The sequence below is a fragment of the Velazquezella soli genome, from assembly GCF_977018685.1.
Genome location: NZ_CDRNXF010000004.1, coordinates 3,056,184 through 3,082,317, shown reverse-complemented (window position 1 = coordinate 3,082,317; position 26,134 = coordinate 3,056,184). Strand labels below are relative to the sequence as shown.

The 26,134-nt window shown below is 61.9% G+C and carries 21 protein-coding genes; 10 read left to right on the top strand and 11 right to left on the bottom strand.

Annotated elements, in window-relative coordinates:
- Position 1: 1 nt before the first annotated feature.
- Genes AC0JZ8_RS18645 through AC0JZ8_RS18630 form a run of 4 tightly spaced genes read right to left on the bottom strand, consistent with a single transcriptional unit; the run spans position 2 to position 5,983 of the window.
- Positions 2–1,180, bottom strand: coding sequence for an ABC transporter permease (locus tag AC0JZ8_RS18645; RefSeq protein WP_113109646.1), 1,179 nt, complete (start codon positions 1,178–1,180; stop codon positions 2–4).
- Positions 1,177–2,175 (bottom strand): ABC transporter permease, encoded by a 999-nt coding sequence (locus tag AC0JZ8_RS18640; protein WP_174195794.1) that lies wholly within the window; start codon positions 2,173–2,175, stop codon positions 1,177–1,179. Before AC0JZ8_RS18640 ends, AC0JZ8_RS18645 begins: the two co-directional genes overlap by 4 nt.
- Positions 2,175–4,094: an ABC transporter substrate-binding protein gene (locus tag AC0JZ8_RS18635; RefSeq protein WP_471893164.1), complete on the bottom strand. Its 1,920-nt coding sequence runs from the start codon at positions 4,092–4,094 to the stop codon at positions 2,175–2,177. The genes AC0JZ8_RS18640 and AC0JZ8_RS18635 overlap by 1 nt, the downstream gene beginning before the upstream one ends.
- Positions 4,091–5,983 (bottom strand): ABC transporter ATP-binding protein, encoded by a 1,893-nt coding sequence (locus AC0JZ8_RS18630; protein WP_113166762.1) that lies wholly within the window; start codon positions 5,981–5,983, stop codon positions 4,091–4,093. The genes AC0JZ8_RS18635 and AC0JZ8_RS18630 overlap by 4 nt, the downstream gene beginning before the upstream one ends.
- A 247-nt stretch (positions 5,984–6,230) precedes the next feature.
- On the opposite strand from AC0JZ8_RS18630, the gene AC0JZ8_RS18625 reads away from it, so the two are divergent.
- A complete protein-coding gene (locus AC0JZ8_RS18625; protein WP_471893163.1) occupies positions 6,231–7,214 on the top strand; it encodes a glycosyltransferase family 32 protein in 984 nt (327 codons plus the stop codon).
- Positions 7,215–7,229: 15 nt separating this feature from the next.
- On the opposite strand, the gene AC0JZ8_RS18620 is transcribed toward AC0JZ8_RS18625, so the two are convergent.
- Positions 7,230–7,961 (bottom strand): polysaccharide deacetylase family protein, encoded by a 732-nt coding sequence (locus tag AC0JZ8_RS18620; protein ID WP_471893162.1) that lies wholly within the window; start codon positions 7,959–7,961, stop codon positions 7,230–7,232.
- Positions 7,958–9,085, bottom strand: coding sequence for a glycosyltransferase family 4 protein (locus AC0JZ8_RS18615; protein WP_471893161.1), 1,128 nt, complete (start codon positions 9,083–9,085; stop codon positions 7,958–7,960). The genes AC0JZ8_RS18620 and AC0JZ8_RS18615 overlap by 4 nt, the downstream gene beginning before the upstream one ends.
- Before the next feature lie 156 nt (positions 9,086–9,241).
- Here AC0JZ8_RS18615 and AC0JZ8_RS18610 point away from each other — a divergent pair, with 156 nt between their 5' ends.
- Both AC0JZ8_RS18610 and AC0JZ8_RS18605 read left to right on the top strand, forming a co-directional pair.
- Positions 9,242–10,519 (top strand): nucleotide sugar dehydrogenase, encoded by a 1,278-nt coding sequence (locus tag AC0JZ8_RS18610; RefSeq protein WP_113166778.1) that lies wholly within the window; start codon positions 9,242–9,244, stop codon positions 10,517–10,519.
- Between the two features lie 43 nt (positions 10,520–10,562).
- On the top strand, positions 10,563–11,045 hold the full coding sequence (locus AC0JZ8_RS18605) for a class I SAM-dependent methyltransferase (protein WP_062453553.1): 483 nt from the start codon (positions 10,563–10,565) through the stop codon (positions 11,043–11,045).
- Between the two features lie 198 nt (positions 11,046–11,243).
- Here AC0JZ8_RS18605 and AC0JZ8_RS18600 read toward each other — a convergent pair whose 3' ends face one another.
- The 5 genes from AC0JZ8_RS18600 to AC0JZ8_RS18580 all read right to left on the bottom strand — a co-directional run bounded on the left by AC0JZ8_RS18600 (position 11,244) and on the right by AC0JZ8_RS18580 (position 18,028).
- Positions 11,244–11,696, bottom strand: a complete 453-nt coding sequence (locus AC0JZ8_RS18600) for a cyclic nucleotide-binding domain-containing protein (protein ID WP_062454806.1) — start codon at positions 11,694–11,696, stop codon at positions 11,244–11,246.
- 39 nt (positions 11,697–11,735) lie between these two features.
- Positions 11,736–14,465: an ABC transporter transmembrane domain-containing protein gene (locus AC0JZ8_RS18595; RefSeq protein WP_062453552.1), complete on the bottom strand. Its 2,730-nt coding sequence runs from the start codon at positions 14,463–14,465 to the stop codon at positions 11,736–11,738.
- Between the two features lie 223 nt (positions 14,466–14,688).
- Positions 14,689–16,197, bottom strand: coding sequence for a sulfate adenylyltransferase subunit CysN (gene cysN / locus AC0JZ8_RS18590; protein WP_471893160.1), 1,509 nt, complete (start codon positions 16,195–16,197; stop codon positions 14,689–14,691).
- 1 nt (position 16,198) lies between these two features.
- Complete coding sequence (gene cysD, locus AC0JZ8_RS18585; protein ID WP_471893159.1) at positions 16,199–17,152, bottom strand: sulfate adenylyltransferase subunit CysD; 954 nt, start codon at positions 17,150–17,152, stop codon at positions 16,199–16,201.
- Between the two features lie 69 nt (positions 17,153–17,221).
- Positions 17,222–18,028: a phosphoadenylyl-sulfate reductase gene (locus AC0JZ8_RS18580; RefSeq protein WP_471893158.1), complete on the bottom strand. Its 807-nt coding sequence runs from the start codon at positions 18,026–18,028 to the stop codon at positions 17,222–17,224.
- A gap of 359 nt (positions 18,029–18,387) precedes the next feature.
- Here AC0JZ8_RS18580 and AC0JZ8_RS18575 point away from each other — a divergent pair, with 359 nt between their 5' ends.
- The 7 genes from AC0JZ8_RS18575 (at position 18,388) to AC0JZ8_RS18545 (ending at position 26,082) form a co-directional block, all read left to right on the top strand.
- A complete protein-coding gene (locus AC0JZ8_RS18575; RefSeq protein WP_471893157.1) occupies positions 18,388–18,873 on the top strand; it encodes an RrF2 family transcriptional regulator in 486 nt (161 codons plus the stop codon).
- Positions 18,874–19,172: 299 nt separating this feature from the next.
- Entirely contained in the window at positions 19,173–20,207 is a 1,035-nt protein-coding gene (locus AC0JZ8_RS18570; protein ID WP_062453546.1) for a sulfate ABC transporter substrate-binding protein, read from the top strand.
- Between the two features lie 12 nt (positions 20,208–20,219).
- Positions 20,220–21,077: a sulfate ABC transporter permease subunit CysT gene (gene cysT, locus AC0JZ8_RS18565; RefSeq protein ID WP_062453545.1), complete on the top strand. Its 858-nt coding sequence runs from the start codon at positions 20,220–20,222 to the stop codon at positions 21,075–21,077.
- Positions 21,078–21,157: 80 nt separating this feature from the next.
- Complete coding sequence (cysW, locus tag AC0JZ8_RS18560) at positions 21,158–22,138, top strand: sulfate ABC transporter permease subunit CysW (protein WP_471893156.1); 981 nt, start codon at positions 21,158–21,160, stop codon at positions 22,136–22,138.
- 14 nt (positions 22,139–22,152) lie between these two features.
- Entirely contained in the window at positions 22,153–23,202 is a 1,050-nt protein-coding gene (locus AC0JZ8_RS18555) for a sulfate/molybdate ABC transporter ATP-binding protein (RefSeq protein WP_471893155.1), read from the top strand.
- Positions 23,203–23,395: 193 nt separating this feature from the next.
- Positions 23,396–24,715, top strand: coding sequence for a phosphatidylglycerol lysyltransferase domain-containing protein (locus tag AC0JZ8_RS18550; RefSeq protein WP_471893154.1), 1,320 nt, complete (start codon positions 23,396–23,398; stop codon positions 24,713–24,715).
- Positions 24,712–26,082 (top strand): virulence factor family protein, encoded by a 1,371-nt coding sequence (locus tag AC0JZ8_RS18545; protein ID WP_471893153.1) that lies wholly within the window; start codon positions 24,712–24,714, stop codon positions 26,080–26,082. Before AC0JZ8_RS18550 ends, AC0JZ8_RS18545 begins: the two co-directional genes overlap by 4 nt.
- Positions 26,083–26,134: the final 52 nt, after the last annotated feature.

The following is a 26,134-nucleotide window of genomic DNA, read 5'->3' as shown; positions in this document are numbered from 1 at the left end:
ACTATTTATATGGATCTGCCGCATCTCTAAGACCATCACCGAGGAAATTGAAGGCAAGTATGACGAATATCACTGGCACGACCGGCAGCAGCAGCCAAGGATAAAGTGCGATAGCGCTGACGCTTCGCGCTTCTGTGAGAAGAACGCCCCAGCTTGTGATCGGCGGGCGAAGACCGAGGCCGAGGAAGCTCAGCGTGGTCTCGCCAAGGATCATGCCCGGGATCGTCAGCGTCGCGCTGGCGATCAGGTGCGACATGAAACCGGGGATGAGGTGGCGGCCGATGATGCGCGTGCTGCCGGCGCCCATCAGCTGTGCGGCAAGCACGTAATCCTCTTCGCGCAGCGACAGGAGTTTTGAGCGCACCGCGCGCGCAAGTCCTGTCCAGTCGAGCAGACCGAGGATGAAGGTGATGCCGAGATAGATGACGAGTGGGCTCCAGTCGGCCGGCATGACGGCTGCCAGCGCCAGCCATAGCGGAATGCTCGGGATCGATTGCAGCACCTCTATGATGCGCTGGGTCACCGTATCGAACCAGCCGCCCCAATAGCCCGCGATGCCACCGATGACGATGCCGAGGATAAAGCTTGTGGCGACGCCGAGCAGGCCGATCGTCAGCGAGATCCGCGCGCCGTAGAGAATGCGCGACAGCATGTCGCGGCCGAGCCGGTCGGTGCCGAGCAGGTGGAACTGGCCGCCTTCTGCGGGGCAGACCAGATGCGTGCTCATCTCCACCACGCCCCAGAACCGGTAGGGATCGCCCTGGCAGAGAAAGCGCAGCTTTTGCACATCGGCCGTGTCGTCGGAATAGTTCCGCCGCAGCGTCGTCATGTCCAGGTCCATCTTCTGGCCATAGACGAAAGGACCGACGAAGTTACCCTCGTGGAACAGATGCACCGATTGCGGCGGTGCGTAGATGAAGTCGATATTGCGGGTATGCACCTTGTAGGGCGCCAGGAACTCGACGACCACGATCATCAGATAGGCGATGAGCAGAAGGATGCCGGAAATCAGCGCCAGCCGGTGCCGCTTGAAGCGCCACCACATCAGCTGAAGCTGCGATGCCTCGTGAACCTTCAGCGCGCCGCCATCGGCATCGCGCTCGATCTCGTAAGGGTCGAACGCGCCCTCGCGGACATAATGCGGCAGCTTGCCCGCATCGCTGCTGTCGATCACCGTCATTTGGTTCTCCCGCCGCGAAGCCTGATGCGCGGGTCGAACATCGCAAGCGCAATGTCTGAAATCAGCACGCCGATAACAGTAAGGAAGCTTAGGAACATCAGGAACGAGCCGGCAAGATACATGTCCTGGCTCTGAAGGGCGCGGATCAGCATCGGGCCGGTGGTCTCGAGCGAAAGCACCACCGCGGTGATTTCAGCCCCTGAAATGATCGAGGGGAGAATCGAGCCGATATCGGAGATGAAGAAGTTGAGCGACATCCGCAGCGGATACTTGGTCAGAACCTTGAACGGATGCAGACCCTTGGCACGCGCCGTCATCACATACTGCTTGTGCAGTTCATCCAGAAGGTTGGCCCGCAGCCGCCGTACCATGCCGGCCGTCCCGGCGGTGCCGATGATCAGCACGGGGATCCAGATATGCTCGAGGATCGACTTGAACTTCGCCCAGCTCATCGATTCCGACATGTACTGCGCGTCCATCAGATGGCCGATCGACGTGCCGAAATAGATGTTGGCGAGATACATGAGAACGAGGGCCAGCACGAAATTCGGAACGGCAAGACCGATCAGGCCAAGAAGCGTCAGCCCGTAATCACCCCAGCTATACTGGTGGGTGGCCGAATAGACGCCGATCGGGAAGGCGAGAACCCAGGTGATGATGATGGTCAGGGTAGACACCAGGATCGTCAGCCACACCCGGTCGCCGACCACCTCCGTCACAGGCATGCGGTATTCGAACGAATAGCCGAAATCGCCGGTCATCATCCCGGCGACCCAGTTGAGGTAGCGGATCGGCTCCGGCTGATCGAAACCGTAACGGGCACGCAGGTCTTCGATTTCCTGAAGATCGGCCTTTTCGCCCATCGCCTTCAGCTGTTCGACATAGCTTTCGAAATAGTCGCCCGGCGGCAGCTCGATGATCGTGAAGATCAGCATCGAGATCAGGACCAGCGTCGGGATCATCACGAGGATGCGCCAGATAATGTAGCGGAACATCAGGCAGTTTCCTCGTCATACCAGAATGCATCCGGCAGATAGACGCCGAGATAGGATGTGGGGTCGAAACCGTAGAGCGCCTTCGACGGCACGTTTTGCAGCTTGGACGATTGCACGACGGGCTGCAGCGTGGCGTTGACAATGCCGATCGTAAAGACCTGGTCGGTAAACAGCGCCAGCATCTTGTGCCAGACATCCGTCCGCTGATCGAAGCCTTCCGCCTTGCGCCATTCACTGTAAAGGTCCAGCAGCGCCTTTGCCTCGGGAAGATCAGGCGCCTTGCCGTCGCTGCCGCCGGAAAGCGCATGCAGTCCCCAGATCGACCATTGCAACTGGTCATCGCTGGTCGGTGCCAGTTCCTTCGGCGCCATGTCGGCAGTTGGTACGCCGTTGTCGAGGCCGCCGCCGACCGACATGATCGCATCGCCGCCCTTCACCCGCCGGCGCAGAAGCTCACGCTGGGCCACATGCGGGTAGATCTTGATGCCGACCTGCAGCAGCTGATCGCCGATCAGTTCCAAGGCATCGGTCTCGAACGTGCTTTCGCCGGTGATCTCGATGATGATCTTTGCCAGCCTGCCATCGGGCAGGCGGCGCAGGCCCTCACTATCATCCATGGCAAGACCGATCTCGTCGAGCAGCCGGTTCGCCTGATCAGGATCAAAAGCCGCCCAGGCCTTCTGGTATTCCGGCTTGAACAGCGGGCTGTCTGGCAGGATCGAATTGGCGCTCTCGGTCGCTAGACCATAGAACACCGCCTTGTTGATCTCGCCGCGATTGATCGCAAGAGACATCGCACGCCGGAAGCGCACGTCGCGGAAGAGGTTGCGCCAGCCTTCATCCTTGCAGTTGAGGTTGGGAAACAGCGCCATGCGCGATCCTTGCGTCCGCTTCCACAGATCCACCTTCAACGGGTAGCGCTGCTCGGCATTCTTCAGGAACGTGTAATCGGCAAAATCGAGGTTGGTCACCTGCAGGTCGCTCTCGCCGGTGCCGGTCTTGGCGGCGATCAGGTCCGCGGAGGAGACGTCCAGCATCACCTTGTCGATATAGGGAAGCTGCAAGCCGTTTTCGTCGACGCGGTAGTAATAGGGGTTGCGCTCGAACACGAAGCGCTCGGCCGGCGGCGCCGTGCGGTTGCGCCAGGCATCCAGCGTCGGCAGGTTCGGGTTTTCCGGCCGCACCACGCGCGACATCTTCTGGTGCAGCGCCGCCCAGTCGTCCACGCGTTCGCGGGCGATATGCTGTGCCAGCAGCTCCTTCGTCTGGTAGCGCATATGGAACTGCTTCATGTAGGCAGCGGGGAACATCAGCCGGATCGGCGAAGGCGAGGCCTGGTCGGCGAGGAAATCGGGGTTCGGATCGTCCCAGCTGTAGCGCACGGTGCGCGCATCGATCACCTCGAACCGCGGCGGCTTGCCGTTGATCATCAGCCCGGCCGGCGGTCCGCCCTTGGCGAGCTTCTTCTCGTGAAAGACATCATCCCAGACATAGCGGAAATCATCGGCCGTGAACGGGCTTCCGTCCGACCATTTATGGCCTTCGCGTAAGCGGAAGGTGAAGATACGATCGTTCTCGACCTCGTAAGCTTCCAGAATATCGGCTTCCAGCTTCAGGTCGGAATTATATCCCACCAGCCGGGCGTAACAGTTGATCGGCATGAAGCGGATGTCGCGCTGGCCGCCGATCAGCATCCGCATCGAACCGCCGTAACGTCCGGGTTTGAGCCCGCGCTCTGCAAGGTTGAGGACGCGCGGCGTCTTCGGAAGACGCTCCTCGATGGGCGGCAGCGGCGTCTCGGTCGGGATCTGCGCCAGATAGTCGGACTGGCTAAAGGCCGCAAACACCCGCGCCGGGATTGCGGTTGCACCCGCGACCGAGCCCAACAGGGCCAGCATATGCCGTCTGGAAATCGTCATCCTGCCACAAGCTCCCGCGCATCGACATTGGTGCGGGCAAGAACCAGATGCCCGCCGCCGAGATCCACATGGGTCAGCTGGTCGCTATCCTTCTCGTCGAGGAACTGCTTGCCCCAGATCTTCATGGCCGATGCCGTCGGCGTGCCGATCGTCTCGAAATCCAGCTTGTGGTCGAGGCTCGGCAGAGGCACGGCGGCCAGCAGTTTCTTCGTATAGGGATGAACAGGCGCCCGCATGATCGTCTCGCACGGGCCGATTTCCACGATCCGCCCCGCATACATGACCGCCACCCGGTCTGCCATGTAGTTCACGACAGCCAGATTGTGCGAGATGAACAGATAGGTCAGCCCCAGTTCGGCCTTCAGATCCTTCATCAGGTTCAGCACCTGGGCCTGGATCGACACGTCGAGCGCCGAGACCGGCTCGTCGCAGATCACCAGATCCGGCCCGAGAGCCAATGCCCGGGCAATACCGATACGCTGGCGCTGGCCACCGGAAAACGAGTGCGGATAGCGCATCAGCGCGCTTTCGGGCATGCCCACCGCATGGATCAGCCGGCGCACCGCTTCCTGCCGCTTGGCGAGCGGGCCGCGGTCATGGATGTCGAGCGGTTCGCGAATGATGCTGCGGACCGGCATGCGCGGCGAAAGTGATGAGACCGGATCCTGGAACACCATCTGCAGACGGGTGCGCAGATCGTCCAGCACTTCGCCTTCGCAGTTGAGCACGTCGACCGGACCGTTTTCGCCGTTATAGACGACACTGCCATGATCGACCGACAGTCCGCGCATCAGGATCTTGCTGAGCGTGGTCTTGCCGCAGCCGCTTTCGCCCACGAGCCCGAGCGTCTCGCCGCGGCGGATCTCGAAGCTGACATCGTTGACCGCCACCGTCCGATCGGGCTTTGCCCCGAAACCGAAGCCTGCACCCTTCTTGGTGACGAAGCTCTTGGTGACGTGGTTGACCGACAACAGTACCTCGGGAAGGACCTGCTCGCTCTTGCGCCGTCCCATGAGGCCAACCGTATCAACCTTGATTTCGCGCAGCGGCTTCAGGCGCTCCTCGCGTGGCCTGTCGAAATCCGGCACCGCTGCCATCAGCCCTTTCGTATAGGGATGCTGCGGATTGCGGAAAATGTCCGAGGCCGAGCCAGCCTCCATGACCTCGCCGCGATAGACCACCACCACTTCATCGGCCATCGATGCAACGACACCGAGATCGTGGGTGATCAGGAGCATCGCCATGCCGAGCTTGGCCTGCAGCTCCTGCAGCAGCTTGAGGATCTGCGCCTGGATCGTCACATCGAGCGCCGTCGTCGGCTCGTCGGCGATCAGAAGCGCCGGGCGACAGACCAGAGCCATCGCGATCATCGCACGCTGGCGCATGCCGCCGGAAAGCTCGAACGGATACATGTCGAACACGCGGGCAGGATTGTCGAAACCGACGAGAGACAGCGTCTCCTCACTCGCCTCGCGCCGCTCGGCAGGCGACATCGCCGTATGGATTTTCAGGCTTTCCTCGATCTGGTTGCCGACCGTGTGGATCGGCGAGAACGAGGTCATCGGTTCCTGAAAGATCATGCCGATGCGGCTGCCGCGGATCGCGCGGATCTGCCGCCCGTCGCGGGGCAGCGCAATCAGATCGACGGACTGGCCGGTCGCTGGATCGTCGAACACCGCGCGCCCGGAAATCTTGGCGACGTCGGTCTCGATCCCCATGATCGCGCGGCCGAGAGCCGACTTGCCGGAACCGCTTTCGCCCACCAGTGCCGTGACCTGGCCCGGGCGTATCCGCATGCTGAGATTCCGGACCGCCTGGATCGCGCCGCCCCAGACCGGGAACGACACGTTCAATCCTTCGATGCGGAGAACTTCCTTCGGTGGGTTCATCAATGAAGTCCGGCTCCCGGAGAATGGAGCAGAGAGGTAAGATTGATCGATTGCAAAACACGGTAGCGCACGCTCGTGCACCTGTCCATTGCAGCAACCCCGCTGCCGATCGTCCCTATCATGCGCCCCCCTGCATGTCGGTTGACATCTGCGCCAATAAGCCTGACCTCTTGGCGGAGATCGAGAAATTCGAGTGTTAAACGCATATCCCCTAGGAGCGTTGCGTGACAGCGAGGTGAAATTACACGTGCCAGCCGAAAAGTCTGACCAGAAAACCTATAAGCGCAAAATCACCGATGCCCGCGCCCTGATCGAGGCCGGAAGACTGGAGGAGGCGCAGGCCGCTCTAACAGCACTTTCCGCCGACGAAACGGTGATGACGACGGATGTTCTGGGCGAGCGCACGGCTCTCGGAATGCCGCGCAAGCTTCACTCCGCATGGCTGAAGCTTGCCAAGGCGGAGGGCGACGCAATCGGCCGCGTCGGTCTGCAGCACGGCCTCGTCCCCGATCCCGCCGTGATGGCGCCGTTCATCACCTTCGATGCAGATGAGAAACGGCTGATGGCAGAGCTTGGGCGAGAGCCGGTGCCGCGCATCATTCACCAGATCTGGATCGGCTCGCTGCCGCTGCCACCAGCCGTCGCGCGCTGGGAAAGCCATGCAAAGGCGACCGGCTTCGAATACCGGCTGTGGCGCGAGGCGGATCTCGAACAGCTTGGTATTGCAAGCCATCCGGCCTATCTCGCGATGCTCGCAGACGGCGATTACCCCGGTGCCGTCGATGTCGCCCGCTATGACATTCTGCTGGAGCATGGCGGCATCTATCTCGACTGCGACTGGTATCCGACCCGCGAGGATATCGGTTTTGGCGATCTTCTGCCGTTGATCGGCCTCGGCGCCATTGCCGAGGACGTGGCGCGCGATGTCGGAGCGGGGAGCCTTCTTCTTGCCAATTCCTTCATCGCCACACCGCCCGGCCATCCCGCCTTTGCAAAGATGCTCGAGGTGTTTCCGGACGTGATGGCGGCGCTGCCGCAGGCGCCCGCCTGGTGGTCCACAGGTCCGCTGATCATGACCATGTTGTTTCGGCAGACCAATGTGTTCCTCGCCCCCTTCGGCCTCGTCGCCGCCTCGCTAAAGCGCGGCGCACCGATTGCAGAAGTCGAGAAAGCCTGCGCGGACGCGGTTGCGTCCGGAGAGGGCCTGCTGGTCGCCTGGAAGAGCTGGTAGGCTCGAAGCGCTCGATCAAAGCCCAAGCAACTCGCGCGCCGAGCGCCAGCGGCAGGCGGGATGATCCGCGGTCACGCCAAACAGCAGGTCGAGAAAGTGCCAGGCATTGTCGTCATGCACGAGATGATGGCCGAGCACGCCGATCACGGGTGCCCGTTCCGGTGTCTCGATCAGCGCGATCGTTTCCGCGATGAGATCGGAAGCAGGGCGTCCGCCGCGCGTGCCGTGCCAGTCCATGATATCCACATGGCTGTTCAGCATCGCAACCGGCGCCGTCTTTTCGGCCCCGAAGGTGGAAAGCGCCTTGAAACCGAGTTCCGGCAGCACCTCGACCAGCTCCAGTGAGATCCGGTTCCACGGCGGCACCAGCATCGGCACGAAGCGGGGAGCGTGCAGCGCCGCCAGCTTGTCGAACCCGTCCTTCAGCTCGGACACGATATCGGGCAGGGGGCGATGGCTTCCCAGTTCCTGCTTCTTTTCTCCCGCACCCGCATAGCTGCGATGCGACCAGCCATGCACCGCGACGTCGAGATGCGGCTGGGTGTCGAGATAGGCCGCGAGATCTTCGCCCGTCTTCTCGGGGATGACAGCAAGCGTCGCCGGCACCGAAAACGCATCGGTCAGGGTCGCAAGCTTCGCCAGCTGTTCCGTCGGCTCAACAGCGTCATCGTCACGCAGCCAGAAATCGATCCGTCGTCCGTCGTCTGCAAGCTTGTCGAGCGCCAGCCTCAGATCGTTCTCAGTCATCGCCCGTCCTTTGCGCCTAACTCGGTTATGATCTCGTCAAGCCTGTCGGCCGCAGCCGTGATCGATCGTTGCGACACGACGAAATCGCGCGCTCGTTGGCCGAGCCGCAGCCGTTCCGGTTCGTCGTCCAGCAATCGCTCGATGGCCGCCGCATAGGCCGCTGCATCTCCCGGCGGCGTCAGAATGCCGCCGATCCCGTCCGTCACCACTTCAGGCACGCCGGCACCGTTTTCCGCCACGACAGGCACGCCGGATGCCTGCGCCTCCAGATAGGAAAGCCCATACGCTTCCGAAACCCCCGGCCATGTCAGCATCGCTGCGGTCGTTAGCAGCGCTGCAACCTCGTCGGCGCTTTTCAAGCCCATCCACTCCACCCGCCCGGCAAGCGCGCCGCCAAAGAGAGCCTCCACCTCAGCCCGCATCGGCCCGTCGCCGATCGCCGTGAGGTGCCAGTCGTCACGATGGGCAATCTGCTTCAACGCCTCGGCAAGCGCTGCATAACAGGCAAACTTGTTGCCCGGCCGCATCATGCCGACAGCCACCAGCCGCCCCGGTTCGGGCGATGGCGCGCGGGCCAGATAGGGCGTCGGATCGATGAACGGAAACAGCCGCGAAAGCTTCGCATCCGGCACCACCTCTGCAAGCCCGCGTCCGTCGCGACCGGTGAAACAGATATTGGTCGCAGCCAGCGCGACCGCATCCACCACCATCTCCTGCGCCGCCACCCACTGCCCCAAATTGCGCCGATGCGAATAGGAGGCTTCCGCCGTCACATAGGGAATGCCAAAACGGCGGCAGAGGGTAGGGCCGATCAGGTCCGGTGCCTTGTAATAGAGATGGTAGGTAAACCACAGGTCCGGAAGTCTCTCGCCTGCGGCCAGTCGTCTTTCCCACTCAGTCGAAATCCGCTCGACCTCGCGCGCCGCCTGCGCATCGCGTTCTCCGGTCGGCGAGGTCTGCTCCGGCAGAAACGCGCGGAACTCCGAAATCAGATCGACCCGGTGCCCCCTGACACCAAGGATCTCGATCAGCTGGCGTGCCATCAGCCGGTCGCCTGAGGGGACGGTATGGTTCGGCGATTTCAGTGGCGCGTAGAAGGCGATGTCCATGCTGTGGGATAGCATCCGTCACGCCAGCGTGAAAAGCCCGATCTCTTGACAGAGCCAGTCGTTGGGCTCACCTGATGGCTTCCCAGTTTGAATGCCTCCGGAGTGCCATCCTTGAACCAGCAATCGCCACAGGCGACGGATCTTTTGTCCGCCATCGAAGACAAGCGCGCAATGATCGGCGTCATCGGCCTCGGCTATGTCGGCCTGCCGCTCGCCATGACGGTTGCCCGCGCCGGCTTCAAGGTCACCGGTTTCGACATCGATCCCGCCAAGATGACCGCGATCGAGGCGGGAAAAAGCTATATCGAGGCCGTGCCCGACGACGTACTTTCCGCCGAGCGCGATGCCGGCCGGTTTGCAGCGACGACCGATTTCGCACGCCTTGCCGAATGCGACGTGATCGCCATCTGCGTGCCGACGCCGCTCACCCGTCACCGCGAACCTGACCTGTCCTATGTCGCAAAAACCTGCGAGCAGATCGCCGGCACCCTGCGCAAGGGCCAGCTCGTCGTTCTCGAATCCACCACCTATCCCGGCACGACCGAAGAGGTGATGAAGCCGATCCTCGAAAAGACCGGGCTGGTTGCGGGCGAGGATTTCTTCCTCGGCTATTCGCCGGAACGCGAAGACCCCGGCAACCGCGATTTCCAGACCTCGACCATCCCCAAGGTCGTTGCCGGCGATGGCGAGGCGGCGTCTGCCATGGTGTCAGCCTTTTACGGCGCCGTCGTCGAAACCATCGTTCCGGTCTCCGGCACCCGCACCGCGGAAGCGGTCAAGCTCACGGAAAACGTCTTTCGCGCCGTCAATATCGCGCTCGTGAACGAGTTGAAGATCGTCTACGAGCGGATGGGCATCGACGTCTGGGAAGTCATCGCCGCCGCCAAGACCAAGCCGTTCGGCTACATGCCCTTCTATCCGGGCCCGGGCCTTGGCGGTCACTGCATCCCGATCGACCCGTTCTACCTCACCTGGAAATCGCGCGAATACGACCAGCCGACGCGCTTCATCGAACTTGCCGGCGAGATCAACACGGCAATGCCGCGCTATGTCGTCGACCGGCTGGCCGAAGCGCTCGACCGCATGCTCGGCAAGGCGCTCAGCCGTTCGCGGGTTCTCATCCTCGGCCTGGCCTACAAGAAGAACGTGCCGGATATCCGCGAAAGCCCGTCGCTTAGGCTGATGGAACTGCTTCTGGAACGCGGTGCCGACGTGGCCTATCACGATCCTTACGTTTCCGAAGTGCCGCGCACCCGCGAATACGGTCACCTGATGGGTCGCAAGTCGGTCCCGCTCGATCAGCTCGCGGATTTCGATGCCGTCGTTATCGCCACGGACCACGACAGTTTCGACTACCAGGCGATTGCCGATGGTGCGCCGCTGGTCGTTGATACCCGCAATGCGATGGCCAATCGCGGCATCACGTCGCAAACCATCGTCAAGGCGTAACCGTGCCCTATCTCAACGCTTGATCGCCGGAAAAGGGAAAGCAATGAGCAGACTGGACAGCTTCATCAACCGGATGACCGCGCAGCGCGACATCCTCAATCACATCAAGAACGATCTCGGCCTGCCGGCTTCGGGCGATGTCTACGAGGTCGGCATCGGCAACGGCCGCACCTATAGCCATCTGCGCGAGCTGTTCGCCGACCGCCGCATCCTCGCCTTCGACCGCTCCAACGGCGCCCACCGCACTGAAGCACCGTCCGAAGACGACGTCGTGCTGGGAGAGATCAAGGATACCGGCCAGGCTTATGTCGGCAAGAACGCTGCCCTCGTGCATGCGGATATCGGCACCGGCTATCCGGATGCGGATGCGAGAACCTTGCAGTGGTTGCCGCAAATGGCGGCTGGCATGCTCGCGTCAGGCGCCTATGCCGTCAGCGGCCTGCCGCTCGACCACCCCGATCTTGAAGAACTGCCGCGCCTGCCCAGTGTGGAAGAGGGCCGCTATTTCTATTATCGCAAGCGATAAACAGGCCGTGAAACGGGCGTGAGGACCAGCGCCACGCCCGTGTTCCGCCACAAATTCAGGTCAGAAAAAATCTATCGTCAGCATCGCTGACCGAGTGTCCAACGCGCGCAAATTGCATCGTTTGCGCGCTCAAAGACCAGCGGATGAGCCGAGGGAAAGGCTGTGGATAACCTGTGGATAACGGCCGATGACGGGCAATCAGGCGTGCTGACGGTCCCGGCGCATGTCGTCCATGCGGGCACCACGGATCGTTTCGGCGAGCGTCCGGCTGATTTCCATGCTCATGCGCGGATTGTCGGAGATCACCTTGAAGAAGGCATCCTTGGTAATGCGCAGAACATCGACCTCAGTCACGGCACGTGCTGTCACGGCCTGCGAGCAATTGGAGAGAAGGCACATCTCGCCGATAATGGAATTGCACCCGGCCTCACCGATCTTGGTCTCGGAATTCGCCGAACCGCTGATCATGTCGACCTTTCCGCACAGGATCACGTAGGCAGCATCGCTGCTGTCGCCCTGTGAGAAAATATCCTGCCCCGGTTCGTAGAGAACGCGGTCGGAGGTAAAGGCAAGCAGCTTAAGTTTGCACGGATCGACCCGGCAAAAATAAGGAACTTTCTTCAGCAACTGCACTTCATCGTTGAGCAACATGGTTTCCACCATTTGGTCATCTTGTTGGCGGCTGCGATATTATGCCACCAACGATTTAAAAATACCACTCTTTGTATCCAGAGCCTCAAAAGAGTCGTCTTCGGCCACGGATCCCTTGTCGAATACGATAACACGATGAAACAATCGTGACAGGGCAGTATTCGACAAAACCCACGCCACAGAAGGATTATTGTCCTGCTGAGCGAGGAAGTGAAGCACATTCTTAACAATTTCTTCCTGAGCCCTCCGATCGAGGCCCGGAAGGGGCTTGTTGAAGATGTAATAATTGGAGCGCCGCACCAGCGCTCGGGCAAGGCTCAGCTTGTGGCGCTGGACCAGTGTCAGTCGCCGGCCGCTGGCGCCCATGTCGTAGTCCAGCCCGATGCCGATAAAGCTTTCATAGAGACCCATTTCGCGCAGCAGCTTGCCTGCCACGTTGCGGATCTTGGTCGGCGCGTCGGCGTTGCGTTGCGACAGCTTGCCGAACAGGATGTTTTCGCGAAGCGTCGCCGAGCCCATGTATTTGTGCGGATCGTAGCGCTCGATCCGGCTGCGCAGCGATGCCGGCAGGTTCGCATAGAAGATGTCGCGCGTGGCAACGATCTGGTTCATGATCTCGGCGGTCAGGACGCCGAAGCGGTAGCGTGGCTCGATATAGTAGAGGCTGAGCTTGACCACCGCGCGCCGGTCGTCCTCGCTGGGCTTGAAGTCCCGGCGGCTGCGCTTGCGCTTCAAAAGCTGCTCGTAGAACGCGATATCGTCGGTGGTGATATGCTCGAGCTGCTGGAACAGCGGATGTTCCGGTGGTAGGCCCTGGAAGATTTCCGACAGGTTTTCGGCGATCGAAAGTCCCATGTCGTAGAACAGGTCGAACAGATTGGCCGTCTTCAACACTTCGAAGACGTACTCTCCCTCGGCCAGTTCCATATCCAGTTCCGCCGACTGGCGCGTCGCCGCAAACAGCAGGTTTTCGCGCACCGTCGCTTCGGTGTTGTAGGCGCTGAAATCAAAATAGGAGACGAGATTGCCAAGCCCCTGACTGGCGAGTTCCTCGCGCAGGGCAAACCGCATCTCGACGACACGACCGGTCAGTTCCTCGTGTTCGGCTGGGTCGAGATAGGAATGCAAGGCCAGTTCCATCACGTCGGCTGTCAGCTGCACCGCATCGAGGGCCCTCAAGACCGACTGCTTGACATCGTCTTCGCCGCCTTCCGATACGGAGGTGGATCGACGGTCGATCCAGTCGACGGACGGATCGTGCGTCGTGTTTCCGGCGCGTTCGGCTTCGCTCATCTTCCAGCGCCGCCGAAGCTTCTTGTGTTTGGGTTCGTCTGCGGACTTCTCCTGCACGGCCGGCGCGTGCTTGAGCCCGTAGAGAAGATTGTCCTTGAGCGTCCCGTGGAAAAAGTAGCTGTCGGCCGACGCATAGGAGACCTGACGCCCGGTCACCGCTTCCGGCAGTTCCAGAAGGTCGACCTCGCCCAGCATCACGCGGCCCGAGGCCGGCCAGGTAATGCGGCCGAACGCTTCCGCCGTCGCTTCGGCGCCGATGCCGGCATTGTCGATCATCGCCACCAGCTCGCCGGGCTCGATCTTCAGCGTCACGTTTTCGGCGATATGGGCGCCGCTGCCATCGACGATGGTGAGGTTCAGAGCGGCAAGCGGAGACGGCGTATGGTCCGGCACATCGTGGGCGAGCGCATGCAGCGTCGGCGCGATCAGCACGCCCGGCTCGAACTGTTCGCGCACCTGTTCGTATTTTACCTGCACGTCCTGGCGCGCCTGGTCCCAGTCGATCAGTTCCTTGAGCGGGCCGGGCAGGTCCTTGTAGGCGTTGATGACGGCCACCAGCTGGCCGACGTCGAGCGTGCCGCGCAAGGCAAAATAACCGCCGATCGAATAGAAGAGAAACGGCGTCAGCTGCGACAGGAAATTGTTGACGAACTTGACGATGAATTTCCACCGGTAGAGGTCGTAGCGGATCTGGAAGATCTGCCCCAGCCGGTCGGAAATATCGGCACGCTCGTAATTGCTGGTGTCGTAGCTGTGGATCGTATCCATGCCCTCGACGATCTCGCCCACCTTGCCCGCCAGATGCCGGGCGGTGATCTGCCGCTGACGGCCGAGATCGATCAGACGGCGGCGCATCTTCGGAATGATGCCGACCTGGATCGCCACCATGAAGGCCGCGATCAGCCCAAGCCACAGGTTCTGCAAAAGAATGAAGGTGAGGGCGGCGATCGCCTGTCCACCCAGCATGGCCGGCTGCACGAAAGCGTCACCGGTAAAGCCGCCGAAAGGCTCGACCTCGTCCTTGACCATGCTGGAGACTTCCGCACCGCGGATCTGCCGCATCGTGCTTGGCGGAAACCGCAGAAGACGGTCCACCAGCTCGTAGCGGATACGGCGCAGCAGCCGTTCGCCCAGGCGTCCCTTGTAGGTGTTGATGTAGAACTTGAACAACCCGTTGACGATGACGAGCAGCAGGAAAACGCCCGAAAGCGCCATCAGCGTCGCCAGCCGGTTGAGCTCGAAGCCTTCGAAACCGAAGGACCACTGCGTCAAAGGAATGGTGAACTGGAACGCGAGAAAGGGCCGGGTTGCGGCCGCCATCTCGAACCCTTCGCCCTGGATCGGCCCGTTGATGATCTGCTTGGGAAGGTCGAACGCAAGGAAGTACGGAATCATCGAAATCAGAACGATCGCGAGAACCCATAACTGCTGCGGTCGCGTATGATTCCAGATATAACGAAGTAGATGTTTTTCCATCGGCAACGGATCTCAGTTCCCGAGGCTGGATTGCACAGCGCGCCTCCCGGAAGGGTGAAGGGAGGCATGATATAGGTGGATCCGCCGCTTGTGCAAACGTCTCGTGCACGATGCTGCTTGATTAGGCGATTGGTTCGCCGCCAAGTGTGGCAAACCTGCCGGGATGGCTAAGGGCCGGGTTCTGCACCCCGGCCCATCAGTGTTTGAAAATTCCTGTTTTAAATCAACGGTCTTTGTCGCCCGATGTCAGGATTTCGGCAGCTTCCGCGCCGCTCACCCTGCGGATCTCCACGTCGTCGCGGCGGGTGGCAAACGCGTCGGTTGCCATCAGCAGTTCGGCAAGATCGGCCGGCAGGGAGAGAATCACGCGGTCGCCCTGCACTGGCTCGCCGCGGCGGATGCCGCCAAGTTCGCCGCGCTTGGCTGTGATCATGCCGCCGGCGACCGTGTTCAGCGTATCCGGGTCGATCAGGATGAAGGCACCGGTCGAGCGGTTCTGCTCGTAGGTGTCGAACACCGCCTGCTCTTCGAACGACAGGCGCACCTTGCCAATCGCGTTCATGTCGAGGCCGGACGCATGCGGAGCCCAGCTGCCCGACTGCAGGTCGAGCTGCGAGATCGGCTCCACCGCCACGCGCTGGCGGCGCGAACCGCTTTTCAGCCAGTAGCGCTTGCCGGGCTCGATGCCGCCAGGCTGCAACGCCACCATCTGCGCCTCGAAGCTGACGCCGGTCATCGGCTGGCCGTCGAGCGAAGCGATCACGTCGCCGCGCGCGACATCCACCTGTCGGTCGAGCACCAGCGTGATCGCGTCGCCGGCGACAGCTGCGTTGCGCACGAGGTCGAAGGTGACGATCTGCTTGACGTTGGCGATCGTGCCAGACGGCAGGATGACGACGCTGTCGCCCGGCTTGATCGAGCCGCCCGCAACCGTGCCCTGATAGCCGCGAAAGCTTTCGCCGGGACGCGAGACGCGCTGGACGGGCAGACGGAAGCCACCGGTCTGCGTGGAGCGGGTCGTCGCCAGTTCCAGCGCCTCGACCAGCGTCGGGCCTTCATACCACGGCATCGTGGACGTTGCGGGATAGACGACGTTTTCGCCCTTCAGCGCCGACATCGGGATCGCGGTGATCTGGCGAACGCCGAGCGACAGCGCGAATTCGCGGAATTCATGGCTGATGCGGTCGAAGATCTCGCGGTCGTAATTCACGAGGTCGAACTTGTTGACCGCCAGAACGAACTGCCGGATGCCCATCAAGGATGCGATCGTCGCATGCCGGCGGGTCTGTTCCAGAAGCCCGACGCGGGCATCGGCAAGCAGGATGGCGAGATCGGCCGTCGAGGCGCCGGTTGCCATGTTGCGGGTATACTGCTCGTGGCCGGGCGTGTCGGCCACGATGAACGAACGCTTCTCGGTCGAGAAATAGCGATAGGCGACGTCGATCGTGATGCCCTGTTCGCGCTCGGCCTGGAGACCGTCGAGAAGCAGCGCGAAATCCGGCAGGCCGAGATCGTTCTGGCCGCCGCTATCGCGGGCAAGCGTCACCGCCTGGTCTTCCTTGACGGCCTTGGTGTCCCAGAGCAGCCGGCCGATCAGGGTCGACTTGCCGTCATCGACGGAACCGCAGGTGATCAGCCGCAGCGGCCGCACGTCACGGGTGATCTTGGCAGCGGATTCGGCGAAGGGCAGAATGGTGGCCGAAGCGGCGGTGGATGTTGCTGTCACGCTCATCTCAGAAATATCCTTCACGCTTCTTCTTTTCCATCGAACCCGACTGATCGCGGTCGATGGCGCGGCCCTGGCGTTCGGAAACGGTGGCAATTTCCAGTTCGGCGATGACCTCTTCGAGGTTCGACGCCGTCGAGCGGATCGCGCCGGTCAGCGGGAAGCAGCCGAGCGTGCGAAACCGGATCGAGCCATGCTTTATCTCTTCGCCGGGAAGCAGTTCCAGCCGCTCGTCTTCGGCAAGAATCATCATTCCTTCGCGCTCCACGTAAGGGCGCTCGGCAGCGTAGTAGAGCGGCACCAGCGGAATGCTTTCCGCCTGGATGTAGCGCCAGATATCCACTTCGGTCCAGTTCGACAGCGGGAAGGCGCGCACGCTTTCGCCCTTGCGGATCATGCCGTTATAGACGTTCCACAGTTCCGGCCGCTGGTTGCGCGGATCCCACTTATGGTCAGGCGTGCGGAACGAATAGATCCGCTCCTTGGCCCGGCTTGCTTCCTCGTCGCGCCGTGCGCCGCCGAAGGCCGCGTCGTAACCGCCGGCATCCAGCGCCTGCCTCAGCGCTTCGGTCTTCATCACGTCGGTGTAGAAGGACGAACCATGGGTGAACGGGGTGATGTTTTCTTGCCTGCCGCGGACATTGCTGTGCACCACGAGGTCGAGATCGTAGTCCTCTGCGACCTTGTCGCGGAACGCGATCATTTCCTTGAACTTCCACGTCGTATCCACATGCAGAAGCGGGAAGGGCACGCGACCCGGGAAGAAGGCCTTGCGGGCGAGATGCAGCAGGACGGAGGAATCCTTGCCGATCGAATAGAGCATGACCGGGTTTTCGAATTCGGCCGCCACCTCCCGGAAGATGTGGATCGCTTCGTTTTCGAGTGCCTTCAGATGAGGATCGAGCGGCGGGCGGGAAACGGGCGGGTTCTTGATTTCCGTTTCCTGTACTGACAGGGGCATTTCAGTCTCCGGTATTCTTAAAGACACAACATAGATGGCAAGGGCGGCAGGCGCTGCGATCCGGACGGATCATCGGATGGCGCTTGCCCCTTGGATGACCGAGGAGCGGGCCGCGGGGTCTTCGGAGGCCTGCGCGTCAGACGCGTGACTTTCCGAAACATGCAGACCGCATTCGCGCTTTTCGTCGTTTTCCCACCACCAGCGGCCGGCCCGTTCGGGCTCGCCCGGCTTGATGGCGCGGGTACAGGGCTCGCAACCGATCGACGGATAGCCGCGGGCGTGCATGGGATTGATCGGAATATGCTCGGCCGCGACATGCGCGTTGATGCGGTCGATGTCCCAGTCCGCCAGCGGATTGATCTTGATCAGGTTGCGCTCGGCGTCGAATTCGGCAAACGGCGTCGTCGCCCTGTTGCCGGACTGTCCGCGGCGAAGCCCGGTGATCCAGATCTGGGCGCCGGACAGCGCTTGCGCGAGCGGCACCAGCTTCCTCACACGACAGCAGGCGTGGCGGGCTTCGACGCTGTCATAGAAACCATTGATGCCGTAGGTCTCGACAAATGCATCGACATCGTCCTTATCAGGGTAGAACCTGATGATCTCGAGGTCGTAGCGCGCTTCGGTCTCGGCGATCAGGTCGACGGTTTCGCGAAACAGCCGGCCGGTCTCCAGCGTCGATACCTCGATCGGCAGACGATGCGTGCCGATCGCAGCTGTTATCACCTGATCCTCGATCCCGAGCGACGTGGTGAACACGGCGCGGCCGAGCCCTGCCACAAGCGACAGACGGCCGGCAAGGTCGAGGCCTGCAAGGCGAGTATCGAGATTTGCTGCAAGTGCCTGATGGTCAAGCCTTGCCACGTCCTGAAAGGTCATCGGTCATCTTCCGTAAGCAATGGCAAGATTATTGTCGGACCCGTTGCGGAAAGACAGGAAAAGCCGTTTCAACCTTCGGACTGCGGGAGCAAATATCTCTCCAAAGCTCCGCCTACACAGAAAACCCGACGCCTTAACCAAATGTGAGCCTTTTTTGCCCGCCAATGCGGCCATTGGTTTGTAATTTCTTGCCATTTGCGCTATCCCAGGACCAGGTTTTGCATTGCGGCATCGCCGCGTGCCGGCCTGCTCCTCGCGAATGCCGGTTGCGGCTTCATCGTGGATGCCCAGAGGAAAAATAAGCGGCGACGTGAGACCGATTTCGGCCTTGCGGCGGCGCTGCTGTTAGTGGTCGCGGTATGATATCCCAGAAGGCGAAATATGCGTTGAGAGCCCTGACGGCCTTGGCGCAGGCGGATCCTGAAGAACCGATGCTGATCTCCGAGATCGCGGTTCAGCAGAGCATTCCGAAGAAGTTTCTGGAGCAGATCCTGCTCGACCTCAAACGTTCGGGGATCGTCGTGTCGCGGCGCGGCAAGCAGGGCGGCTATCTTCTCCTGCGGCCCGCCGACGCCATCACCTTCGGCGAAGTGCTGCGTCTGGTCGATGGCCCGATTGCCCCTCTGCCTTGCCTCTCCCAGACCGCCTACCGCAAATGCGATGATTGCGACGGCGAACACCTCTGCGAAATCCGCCACGTCTTCGCCCGCGTTGCTGACGCCACCCGCGACGTGCTGTTCAGCACTACCATCGCCGATGCGGTGGACGGGGCAGGGGTCGAAGTGGCCGCAGCGGACACTGACGCTGCCGACGCCGGACAGGTGCGCGAACTGCTGTCGGCGTAATATCAGGCCGGCGCGCATCGAGCATTTAAGGTGTCGCGTCCATTGGTCATCGAGGACATGCACGCATCTCGCTGCCTGTTCGAGGCATTCTCTCCCGTCCAAAACCCGGCCCACCTCCCGGATTGCCTTACCCCTTCCTCCGCTTTTCCCAGCACTGCCGTTTCGCCTCCAGGCCTCGTGGGAACGCGCCGTTGTCGCCGCAAGCCACCAAAGGGAAACAGTTTTGCCTTGGTTTCGCCGTCGATTGACTAAGACGACCCGTTGGGTAGAGTTTGAGGCAGATCACAGGGGAGACACTCATGCTGAGTTTTACCGATGGAATATCGAAGCGGCTTCTGGCACTGGCGCTCGGCGTGACGCTTGCCGCCGGCAGCGTGGCACCGGCTTTTTCAGCCACCCAGCTCCTCAACGTGTCCTATGACCCGACGCGCGAGCTCTACAAGGATTTCAACGCCGCCTTTGCCAAGCACTGGAAGGCAGAAGGTGGCGATGATGTCGCCATTCGCCAGTCGCATGGCGGTTCCGGCGCGCAGGCCCGCTCCGTCATCGATGGTCTCGGGGCCGATGTCGTGACGCTGGCGCTGGAAAGCGATATCAACGCCATCCAGAAGGCCGGCAAGATCAAGGAAAACTGGCGGTCGCGCCTGCCGAACAATTCCTCGCCCTACACGTCGACGATCGTCTTTTTGGTGCGCAAGGGCAATCCAAAGGGCATCAAGAACTGGGGAGATCTGGTCAAGGGCGACGTTTCGATCGTCACCCCGAACCCGAAGACCTCGGGCGGCGCCCGCTGGAACTATCTGGCGGCCTGGGCCTGGGCTAACGAAGAATTCAAGGGCGACCAGGACAAGATCAAGGCCTATATCGCCGATCTCTACAAGCGCGCTCCCGTCCTCGATACCGGCGCCCGCGGCTCCACGGTGACGTTTGCACAGCGCCAGATCGGCGATGTGCTGCTTGCCTGGGAAAACGAGGCCTATCTCGCCGGCGAGGAATTCGGCAAGGACGCATTCGACATCGTCGTACCACCGATCTCGATCCTCGCAGAGCCGCCGGTTGCGGTGGTCGACGCGACGGTCGATGAGAAGGGCACCCGCAAGGTCGCCGAAGCCTATCTTCAGTATCTCTATTCCGACGAAGGCCAGAACATCGCGGCCAAGCACTTCTATCGTCCGTCCAGGCGCGATGTGGTAAAGCCTGAATTGCTGAAACAGCTGCCGGATATCAAGCTCGTCACCATCGACGATCCGATCTTCGGCGGTTGGAAAAAGGCGCAGCCGGAGCATTTCGGCGATGGCGGCATCTTCGACCAGATCTACAAGCCGGGCAAATAAGTCGGAACCGACATGACCTCATCCACCGCTGCCACGTCGGCACGGTGGCGGGTAAAACAGCCGAGCATCATCCCAGGTTTCGGGTTGACGCTCGGCTTTTCGCTCGCCTACCTGTCGCTTATCATCCTCATTCCGATCGCAGGCCTGCTCTGGCGCACGGCCGAGCTCGGCTGGTCCGGCTTTTTCGCCATCCTTTCGGATCAAAGAACGATCCGCGCTCTCACCGTGTCCTTTGGCACGGCCTTTGCGGCCGCGCTCATCAACGTCGTATTCGGCACGCTGCTCGCCTGGGTGCTGACCCGCTACCGGTTTCCCGGTCGCCGGTTGATTGATGCCATGGTGGACCTGCCGTTCGCGCTGCCGACGGCGGTCGCCGGCATCGCGTTCGCCTCGCTCTATGCGCCGAATGGCTGGATCGGTTCGCTGTTCATGCCGTTCCGCATCGCCTTCACGCCCTACGGCATCGTCATCGCGCTGATCTTCATCGGTCTTCCCTTCGTCGTGCGCACCGTGCAGCCGATCATGGAAGAGATCGACCGCGAAGTCGAGGAGGCGGCAGCAACGCTCGGCGCCAACCGGTTCCAGACCATATTCCAGGTCCTGCTGCCCGGCTTGGCACCCGCCATCCTCACCGGCTTCGCACTCGCATTTGCTCGCGGTGTCGGCGAATACGGCTCGGTCATCTTCATCGCCGGCAACATTCCATACGTCTCGGAAATCGCGCCGCTCCTGATCGTCATCCGGCTGGAAGAGTTCAACTACGCCGGCGCCACCGCAATCGCCACGATCATGCTGCTGATCTCGTTTGCCATGCTGCTGGTCATCAACCTCATCCAGGCCTGGAGCCGCAGGAGGTATGGTTATGTGTGATGTTTTCAGAGCTGCCTTGAAGAAGAACCCCTCCCAACCCTCCCCACAAGGGGGAGGGCTTAACCCAGCCTCACCCTCTGATGCAGGAACGCAGCGCTTGCCACGTCGGCTCTCCCTCCCCGTGGGCGGTCCGAAGGACGGGGCGAGACCCGTGGCTCGATCCCGGTCGCCCGGCAGGGCAGAGAGGGTCTTGTCTCATGTCTAAGTCCGCCCGCATCCCACGTTTCCGCAGCCCCGCCGATGAAAGCCTCACCACCAAGCTCGTCCTGGTTGGCGTATCCCTCATCTTCCTCGGCTTCTTCCTGTTCCTGCCGCTCGTCTCGGTCTTCGTCGAGGCGTTTCGCGATGGCTGGGGTGCTTACGAGGAAGCGCTGGTCGAACCCGATGCCTGGGCCGCGATCGGGTTGACGCTCACGGTCGCCGCCATCGCCGTGCCGCTCAACCTCGTCTTCGGGCTTGCGGCAGCATGGGCCATCGCCAAGTTCGAATTCAAGGGCAAGGCCTTTCTGATCACCCTGATCGACCTGCCGTTCTCGATCTCGCCGGTCATCTCGGGTCTCGTCTATGTGCTGCTGTTCGGCAGTGCCAGCGTGCTTGGACCCTGGCTGAAGAGCTATGGCATCGAGATCCTGTTTGCCGTGCCCGGCATCGTGCTTGCCACCGTGTTCGTCACCTTTCCCTTCATCGCCCGCGAACTGATCCCGCTGATGCAGGACCAGGGTACCGGCGACGAGGAGGCGGCGCTGTCTCTCGGGGCAACCGGCTGGCAGACCTTCTGGTATGTGACGCTGCCCAATATAAAGTGGGGCCTGCTTTACGGCGTGCTTCTCTGCAATGCCCGCGCCATGGGCGAATTCGGCGCCGTCTCGGTCGTATCCGGCCGCATCCGCGGGCTCACCAACACGATGCCGCTGCATGTGGAGATACTCTATAATGAGTACAACATGGTTGCAGCCTTCGCGGTGGCCTCGCTACTCGCACTTCTGGCGCTCGTCACGCTCGCTCTCAAAACCCTTCTCGAACTTCGGTTCGGTGCCGGCTCAGCCGGCGGCAGACATTAAAAGGCTCCCGCTCTATGGAAGTTAGCATCAACAATATCCGCAAGGAATTCGACCGCTTCGCCGCGCTGAACGACGTGTCGCTGAAAATCGCGTCCGGCGAACTGATCGCATTGCTTGGTCCGTCCGGTTCCGGCAAGACGACGCTCCTGCGGCTGATCGCAGGGCTGGATTTTCCCACCGACGGCCAGATCTTCTTCGGCGCGGAAGATGCCTCGCATCATTCCGTGCAGGATCGCAATGTCGGCTTCGTGTTCCAGCATTACGCCCTGTTCCGGCATATGACGGTGGCCGAGAACATCGGCTTCGGCCTGAAGGTTCGCCCCTCCGCCAGCCGCCCGTCCAAGACCGAGATCCGCAAGCGCGTCTCTGACCTCCTCGATATGGTCCAGCTTTCGGGGCTCGAAAAGCGCTATCCGAACCAGCTTTCCGGCGGCCAGCGCCAGCGTGTGGCACTGGCCCGCGCCATGGCGATCGAGCCGCGCATCCTGCTGCTCGACGAACCCTTCGGCGCGCTCGATGCAAAAGTCCGCAAGGAACTGCGCCGCTGGCTGCGCGAGTTTCACGATCGCACCGGCCACACCACCGTCTTCGTCACCCACGACCAGGAAGAAGCGCTGGAGCTCGCCGACCGCGTCGTCGTCATGAGCCAGGGCAAGATCGAACAGGTCGGCTCGGCAGACGACGTCTATGACCGGCCGGGGTCGCCCTTCGTGTTCTCCTTCATCGGCGAATCCTCGCATCTTCCGGTCGAGGTAAAGGACGGCACCGTGCTGTTCCAGGGCGAGCCGATCGGCGTTTCCGGAGAGGCGAACAGTTCCGGCGACCTCTACTTCCGTCCTGAGGACGTGGAGCTGACGCAGGAGCGGGACGCGCTGTTCGGCAAGGTCACCGCCTCACGCCGTCTCGCCGGCACCCGCATTGCCGAGATCGATATCTCCAACCCCGGGGGAAGTAACGACCATCAGCCCTTCCATGTGGAGATCGAGGTGCCTCTGCACGCCCCGATCGAACTCGGCTCCGAAGCAAGGTTCCGTCCGACCCGCTGGAAGATATTCGGCCGATGACATTGTGGCTGGTACCGACCGCGTACCAGCCTTCCAGTCGCCCGCGACGAAGCGTAAGGCACGAGTTTCGACCTTAAATTGATCCCTATCAATTCCGGCGGCATCGGAAGCTGATATGCAGCCTGCGCGCGTAAGCTTCGGTAAATCAAAGTGCTCTATGAAGCTCGCAGTTCGATAGTCCGACAGGTCTCCTATGGCAGATATTGCGCATGAAACGATGGCCCCCGCCGTTGCGGAGGGCGAAGCGGTCTCCGCTGTGGGTCAGTTCGGCAAATTTCTTGCCGAGCGACTGCTGGACGTCCTCGGCAATCGCGGCCTTGCCTTCTATTTCGCGCTGATCGCCTTCACCGTGGCGCTGTCACTCTACGTGTTTCTGGAGGAGAACCTGCTTGCCGTGGCGTGGCGTCTGATTGTCGGTGATGTCGCGACACGCGTCTCGGCCGGCTTCGTCACCGTCGCCTTCGTCGGCTCGCTCGCCGCCAGCCGGCACTTGCGCATTCCGCGGCCTGTCTCCCGTATTCCATGCGGCGAAGACCTGCAGAGAGCGCTCGATATCCTGGCGCTCCAGCCCAATGCCAGCGCCGGCCTCGTGCGGCTCGGCGACAAGAAGGTGCTGTTTTCCGATTGCGGCAATGCCTTCGTCATGTATGCCCGCTCCGGCCGGTCCTGGGCGGCGCTGTTTGATCCGGTCGGCTGCCGCAAGGCCTGGCCGGGCCTGATCGTCAAGTTCATGAACGCCGCGCGCCGCGATGGCTGCCGCGCCGTGTTCTACCAGGTCTCGCCCGAGTTTCTGCCCTGCGCAGTCGAGGCGGGTCTGAAACCCTACAAGCTCGGCGAACAGGCGGTGGTTCATCTCATCGATTTCGATCTGAAGGGCGGCGCCTGGCTGAAACTGCGCCGCTCGATCAACCGTGCCGAACGCGACGGGCTGGAATTCTCGTTGCTGCCGGCCGAAGCGGTGCCCGGAGTGATGGACGAGCTTATCGGCGTTTCCCGCGCCTGGCTTGCTGCCCATAACGCCGCCGAAAAAGGTTTCTCGCTCGGCACGTTCCAGCCGGCCTACGTGGCCGCCGGACCGGTCGCCGTCATCCGTCTCGAGGGTCGCATCGTTGCTTTCGCCAATATCCATGCGACGAGTTCCAGCGGCGATGCCTTTATCGATCTCATGCGGCATGTGCCCAACACCCATCGCGGCATGATGGATCTGCTCTTCGTGCGCATCATGGAGCACTTCAAGTCGGAAGGCTATCGCACGCTCAATCTCGGCATGGCGCCGCTCTCAGGTCTTGCCACGCATCGCCGCGCGCCGCTCTGGAACCATATCGGCAACCGCATCTTCGAAAACGGCGAGCGCTTTTACAATTTCCGCGGCGTTCAGGCTTTCAAGTCGAAATTCGATCCGGAATGGCAGCCGCGCTATCTCGCCGTCTCCGGCCGCGGCATGCCGCTCGTTGCCCTGTTCGATGTGACCAAGCTGATCGCCGGCGGCCTAAGGGGCATCCTTCGCCGATGAAGCTTCTGCCAGCAATCGTTGCCGGCATCACCGTGGTCGCCGCCGCGGTGAATGCGTTTGAGTGGTGGGCCGGCCCCGGCATTCGAAGCCTGCCGACCGACCGCATCGCCTATCCCGACGCAAAGGCATCCGGCATCGTTCTCCTCCTGTCCGGCACCGAAGGCTGGTCGGACCGCGAACAGACGGTCTCCGACGCACTGGTTGCCGGCGGCGCCGTGGTCGTCGGCGTTGATCTTCCCGACTACTACGAGGCGCTCGCGCGCGAAGAGGACCGGACCTGCCTCTATCTCGTCTCCGATATCGAGGAACTGAGCCGCCAGATCCACCGCGACCAGGAGATCGCCGCCTACCTGCCGCCGGTCATCGCCGGCATCGGCGGTGGTGGCGCCCTGGCGCTCGCGATTGCCGCCCAGACGCCGGCCTCGACCATCGCGGAAACGATCGCCATCGATCCTCAGGCCTTCATTCCCGTCGAAAAGATCCTCTGCACGCCGGCCCCCAAGACGGTGGTCGACGGCGGCGTTGCATACGGCCTCACGCCGGGCCCGCTGCCGGAACCTGTGCGCATCCTGCTGACGCCGCAGGCAGATCCGGCAGGGGAAGCCCATGCGGACGCTCTGAAGCAGAGCCATCCGGCAATCGAGATCACCGCCTGGGACGAAACCCCGGAAACCCTGCTGCTGCAAACCGTTTCCACCACGCTCACCCGCCTTCGCCAGACATCCTCGCCGCTCGGCCTGCCGATCGTGCCGACCTCGGCCGTGCCGCTGCATGATACGCTGGCGGTCATCTATTCCGGCGATGGCGGCTGGCGCGATATCGACCAGAAGCTCGCCGCCTATCTCGTGGAAGACGGCATCCCGGTCGTCGGCGTCGATGCGCTGCGCTATTTCTGGACCGAGAAATCACCCCAGGAGACGGCCACCGCTCTCTCCCGCATCATCACCACCTACCGCCAGCGCTGGAACGTCAAAAACGTCGTTCTGATCGGCTATTCCTTCGGCGCCAACATCCTGCCCGCCACCTATCGACTGCTGCCGGACACAGACAGACAGGCCGTCTCGTTGCTCTCGCTTCTGGCCCTCTCGCATCAGGCCGATTTCGAGATCGCCGTCACCGGCTGGCTCGGTTGGGCAGGGGCCGCCAAGCAGGGCGATCCGGTCGATGACATCGCCGAGATCGAGCCGCACAAGATCCAGTGCATCTACGGCACCGAGGAGGAAGACACCGCCTGTCCTGCTGTCGAGGACATCCCCGGCACGCTCATCCATTCACGCCCCGGCGGCCACCATTTCGATGGCGACTACCGCGCCCTCAACCGGCTGATCGTGGACCGCATAAGGGCTTTGTCTTCGCCCGCGATGTGATCCGGATCCACTTGCCAGAATACGCTTCCAGGCGCATCATGCATTGCAATTG

Coding starts and splice junctions, on each gene's coding strand:
- cysW (WP_471893156.1), top strand. CDS start 21,158: ATGCAGGAACGCAGCGCTTGCCACGTCGGCTCTCCCTCCCCGTGGGCG.
- AC0JZ8_RS18615 (WP_471893161.1), bottom strand. CDS start 9,085: ATGCTATCCCACAGCATGGACATCGCCTTCTACGCGCCACTGAAATCG.
- AC0JZ8_RS18630 (WP_113166762.1), bottom strand. CDS start 5,983: ATGAACCCACCGAAGGAAGTTCTCCGCATCGAAGGATTGAACGTGTCG.
- AC0JZ8_RS18610 (WP_113166778.1), top strand. CDS start 9,242: ATGATCGGCGTCATCGGCCTCGGCTATGTCGGCCTGCCGCTCGCCATG.
- AC0JZ8_RS18620 (WP_471893162.1), bottom strand. CDS start 7,961: ATGACTGAGAACGATCTGAGGCTGGCGCTCGACAAGCTTGCAGACGAC.
- AC0JZ8_RS18570 (WP_062453546.1), top strand. CDS start 19,173: ATGCTGAGTTTTACCGATGGAATATCGAAGCGGCTTCTGGCACTGGCG.
- AC0JZ8_RS18595 (WP_062453552.1), bottom strand. CDS start 14,465: ATGGAAAAACATCTACTTCGTTATATCTGGAATCATACGCGACCGCAG.
- AC0JZ8_RS18635 (WP_471893164.1), bottom strand. CDS start 4,094: ATGACGATTTCCAGACGGCATATGCTGGCCCTGTTGGGCTCGGTCGCG.
- AC0JZ8_RS18550 (WP_471893154.1), top strand. CDS start 23,396: ATGGCAGATATTGCGCATGAAACGATGGCCCCCGCCGTTGCGGAGGGC.
- AC0JZ8_RS18580 (WP_471893158.1), bottom strand. CDS start 18,028: ATGACCTTTCAGGACGTGGCAAGGCTTGACCATCAGGCACTTGCAGCA.
- AC0JZ8_RS18640 (WP_174195794.1), bottom strand. CDS start 2,175: ATGTTCCGCTACATTATCTGGCGCATCCTCGTGATGATCCCGACGCTG.
- AC0JZ8_RS18575 (WP_471893157.1), top strand. CDS start 18,388: ATGATATCCCAGAAGGCGAAATATGCGTTGAGAGCCCTGACGGCCTTG.
- AC0JZ8_RS18600 (WP_062454806.1), bottom strand. CDS start 11,696: ATGTTGCTCAACGATGAAGTGCAGTTGCTGAAGAAAGTTCCTTATTTT.
- cysD (WP_471893159.1), bottom strand. CDS start 17,152: ATGCCCCTGTCAGTACAGGAAACGGAAATCAAGAACCCGCCCGTTTCC.
- AC0JZ8_RS18645 (WP_113109646.1), bottom strand. CDS start 1,180: ATGACGGTGATCGACAGCAGCGATGCGGGCAAGCTGCCGCATTATGTC.
- cysT (WP_062453545.1), top strand. CDS start 20,220: ATGACCTCATCCACCGCTGCCACGTCGGCACGGTGGCGGGTAAAACAG.
- AC0JZ8_RS18605 (WP_062453553.1), top strand. CDS start 10,563: ATGAGCAGACTGGACAGCTTCATCAACCGGATGACCGCGCAGCGCGAC.
- cysN (WP_471893160.1), bottom strand. CDS start 16,197: ATGAGCGTGACAGCAACATCCACCGCCGCTTCGGCCACCATTCTGCCC.
- AC0JZ8_RS18545 (WP_471893153.1), top strand. CDS start 24,712: ATGAAGCTTCTGCCAGCAATCGTTGCCGGCATCACCGTGGTCGCCGCC.
- AC0JZ8_RS18555 (WP_471893155.1), top strand. CDS start 22,153: ATGGAAGTTAGCATCAACAATATCCGCAAGGAATTCGACCGCTTCGCC.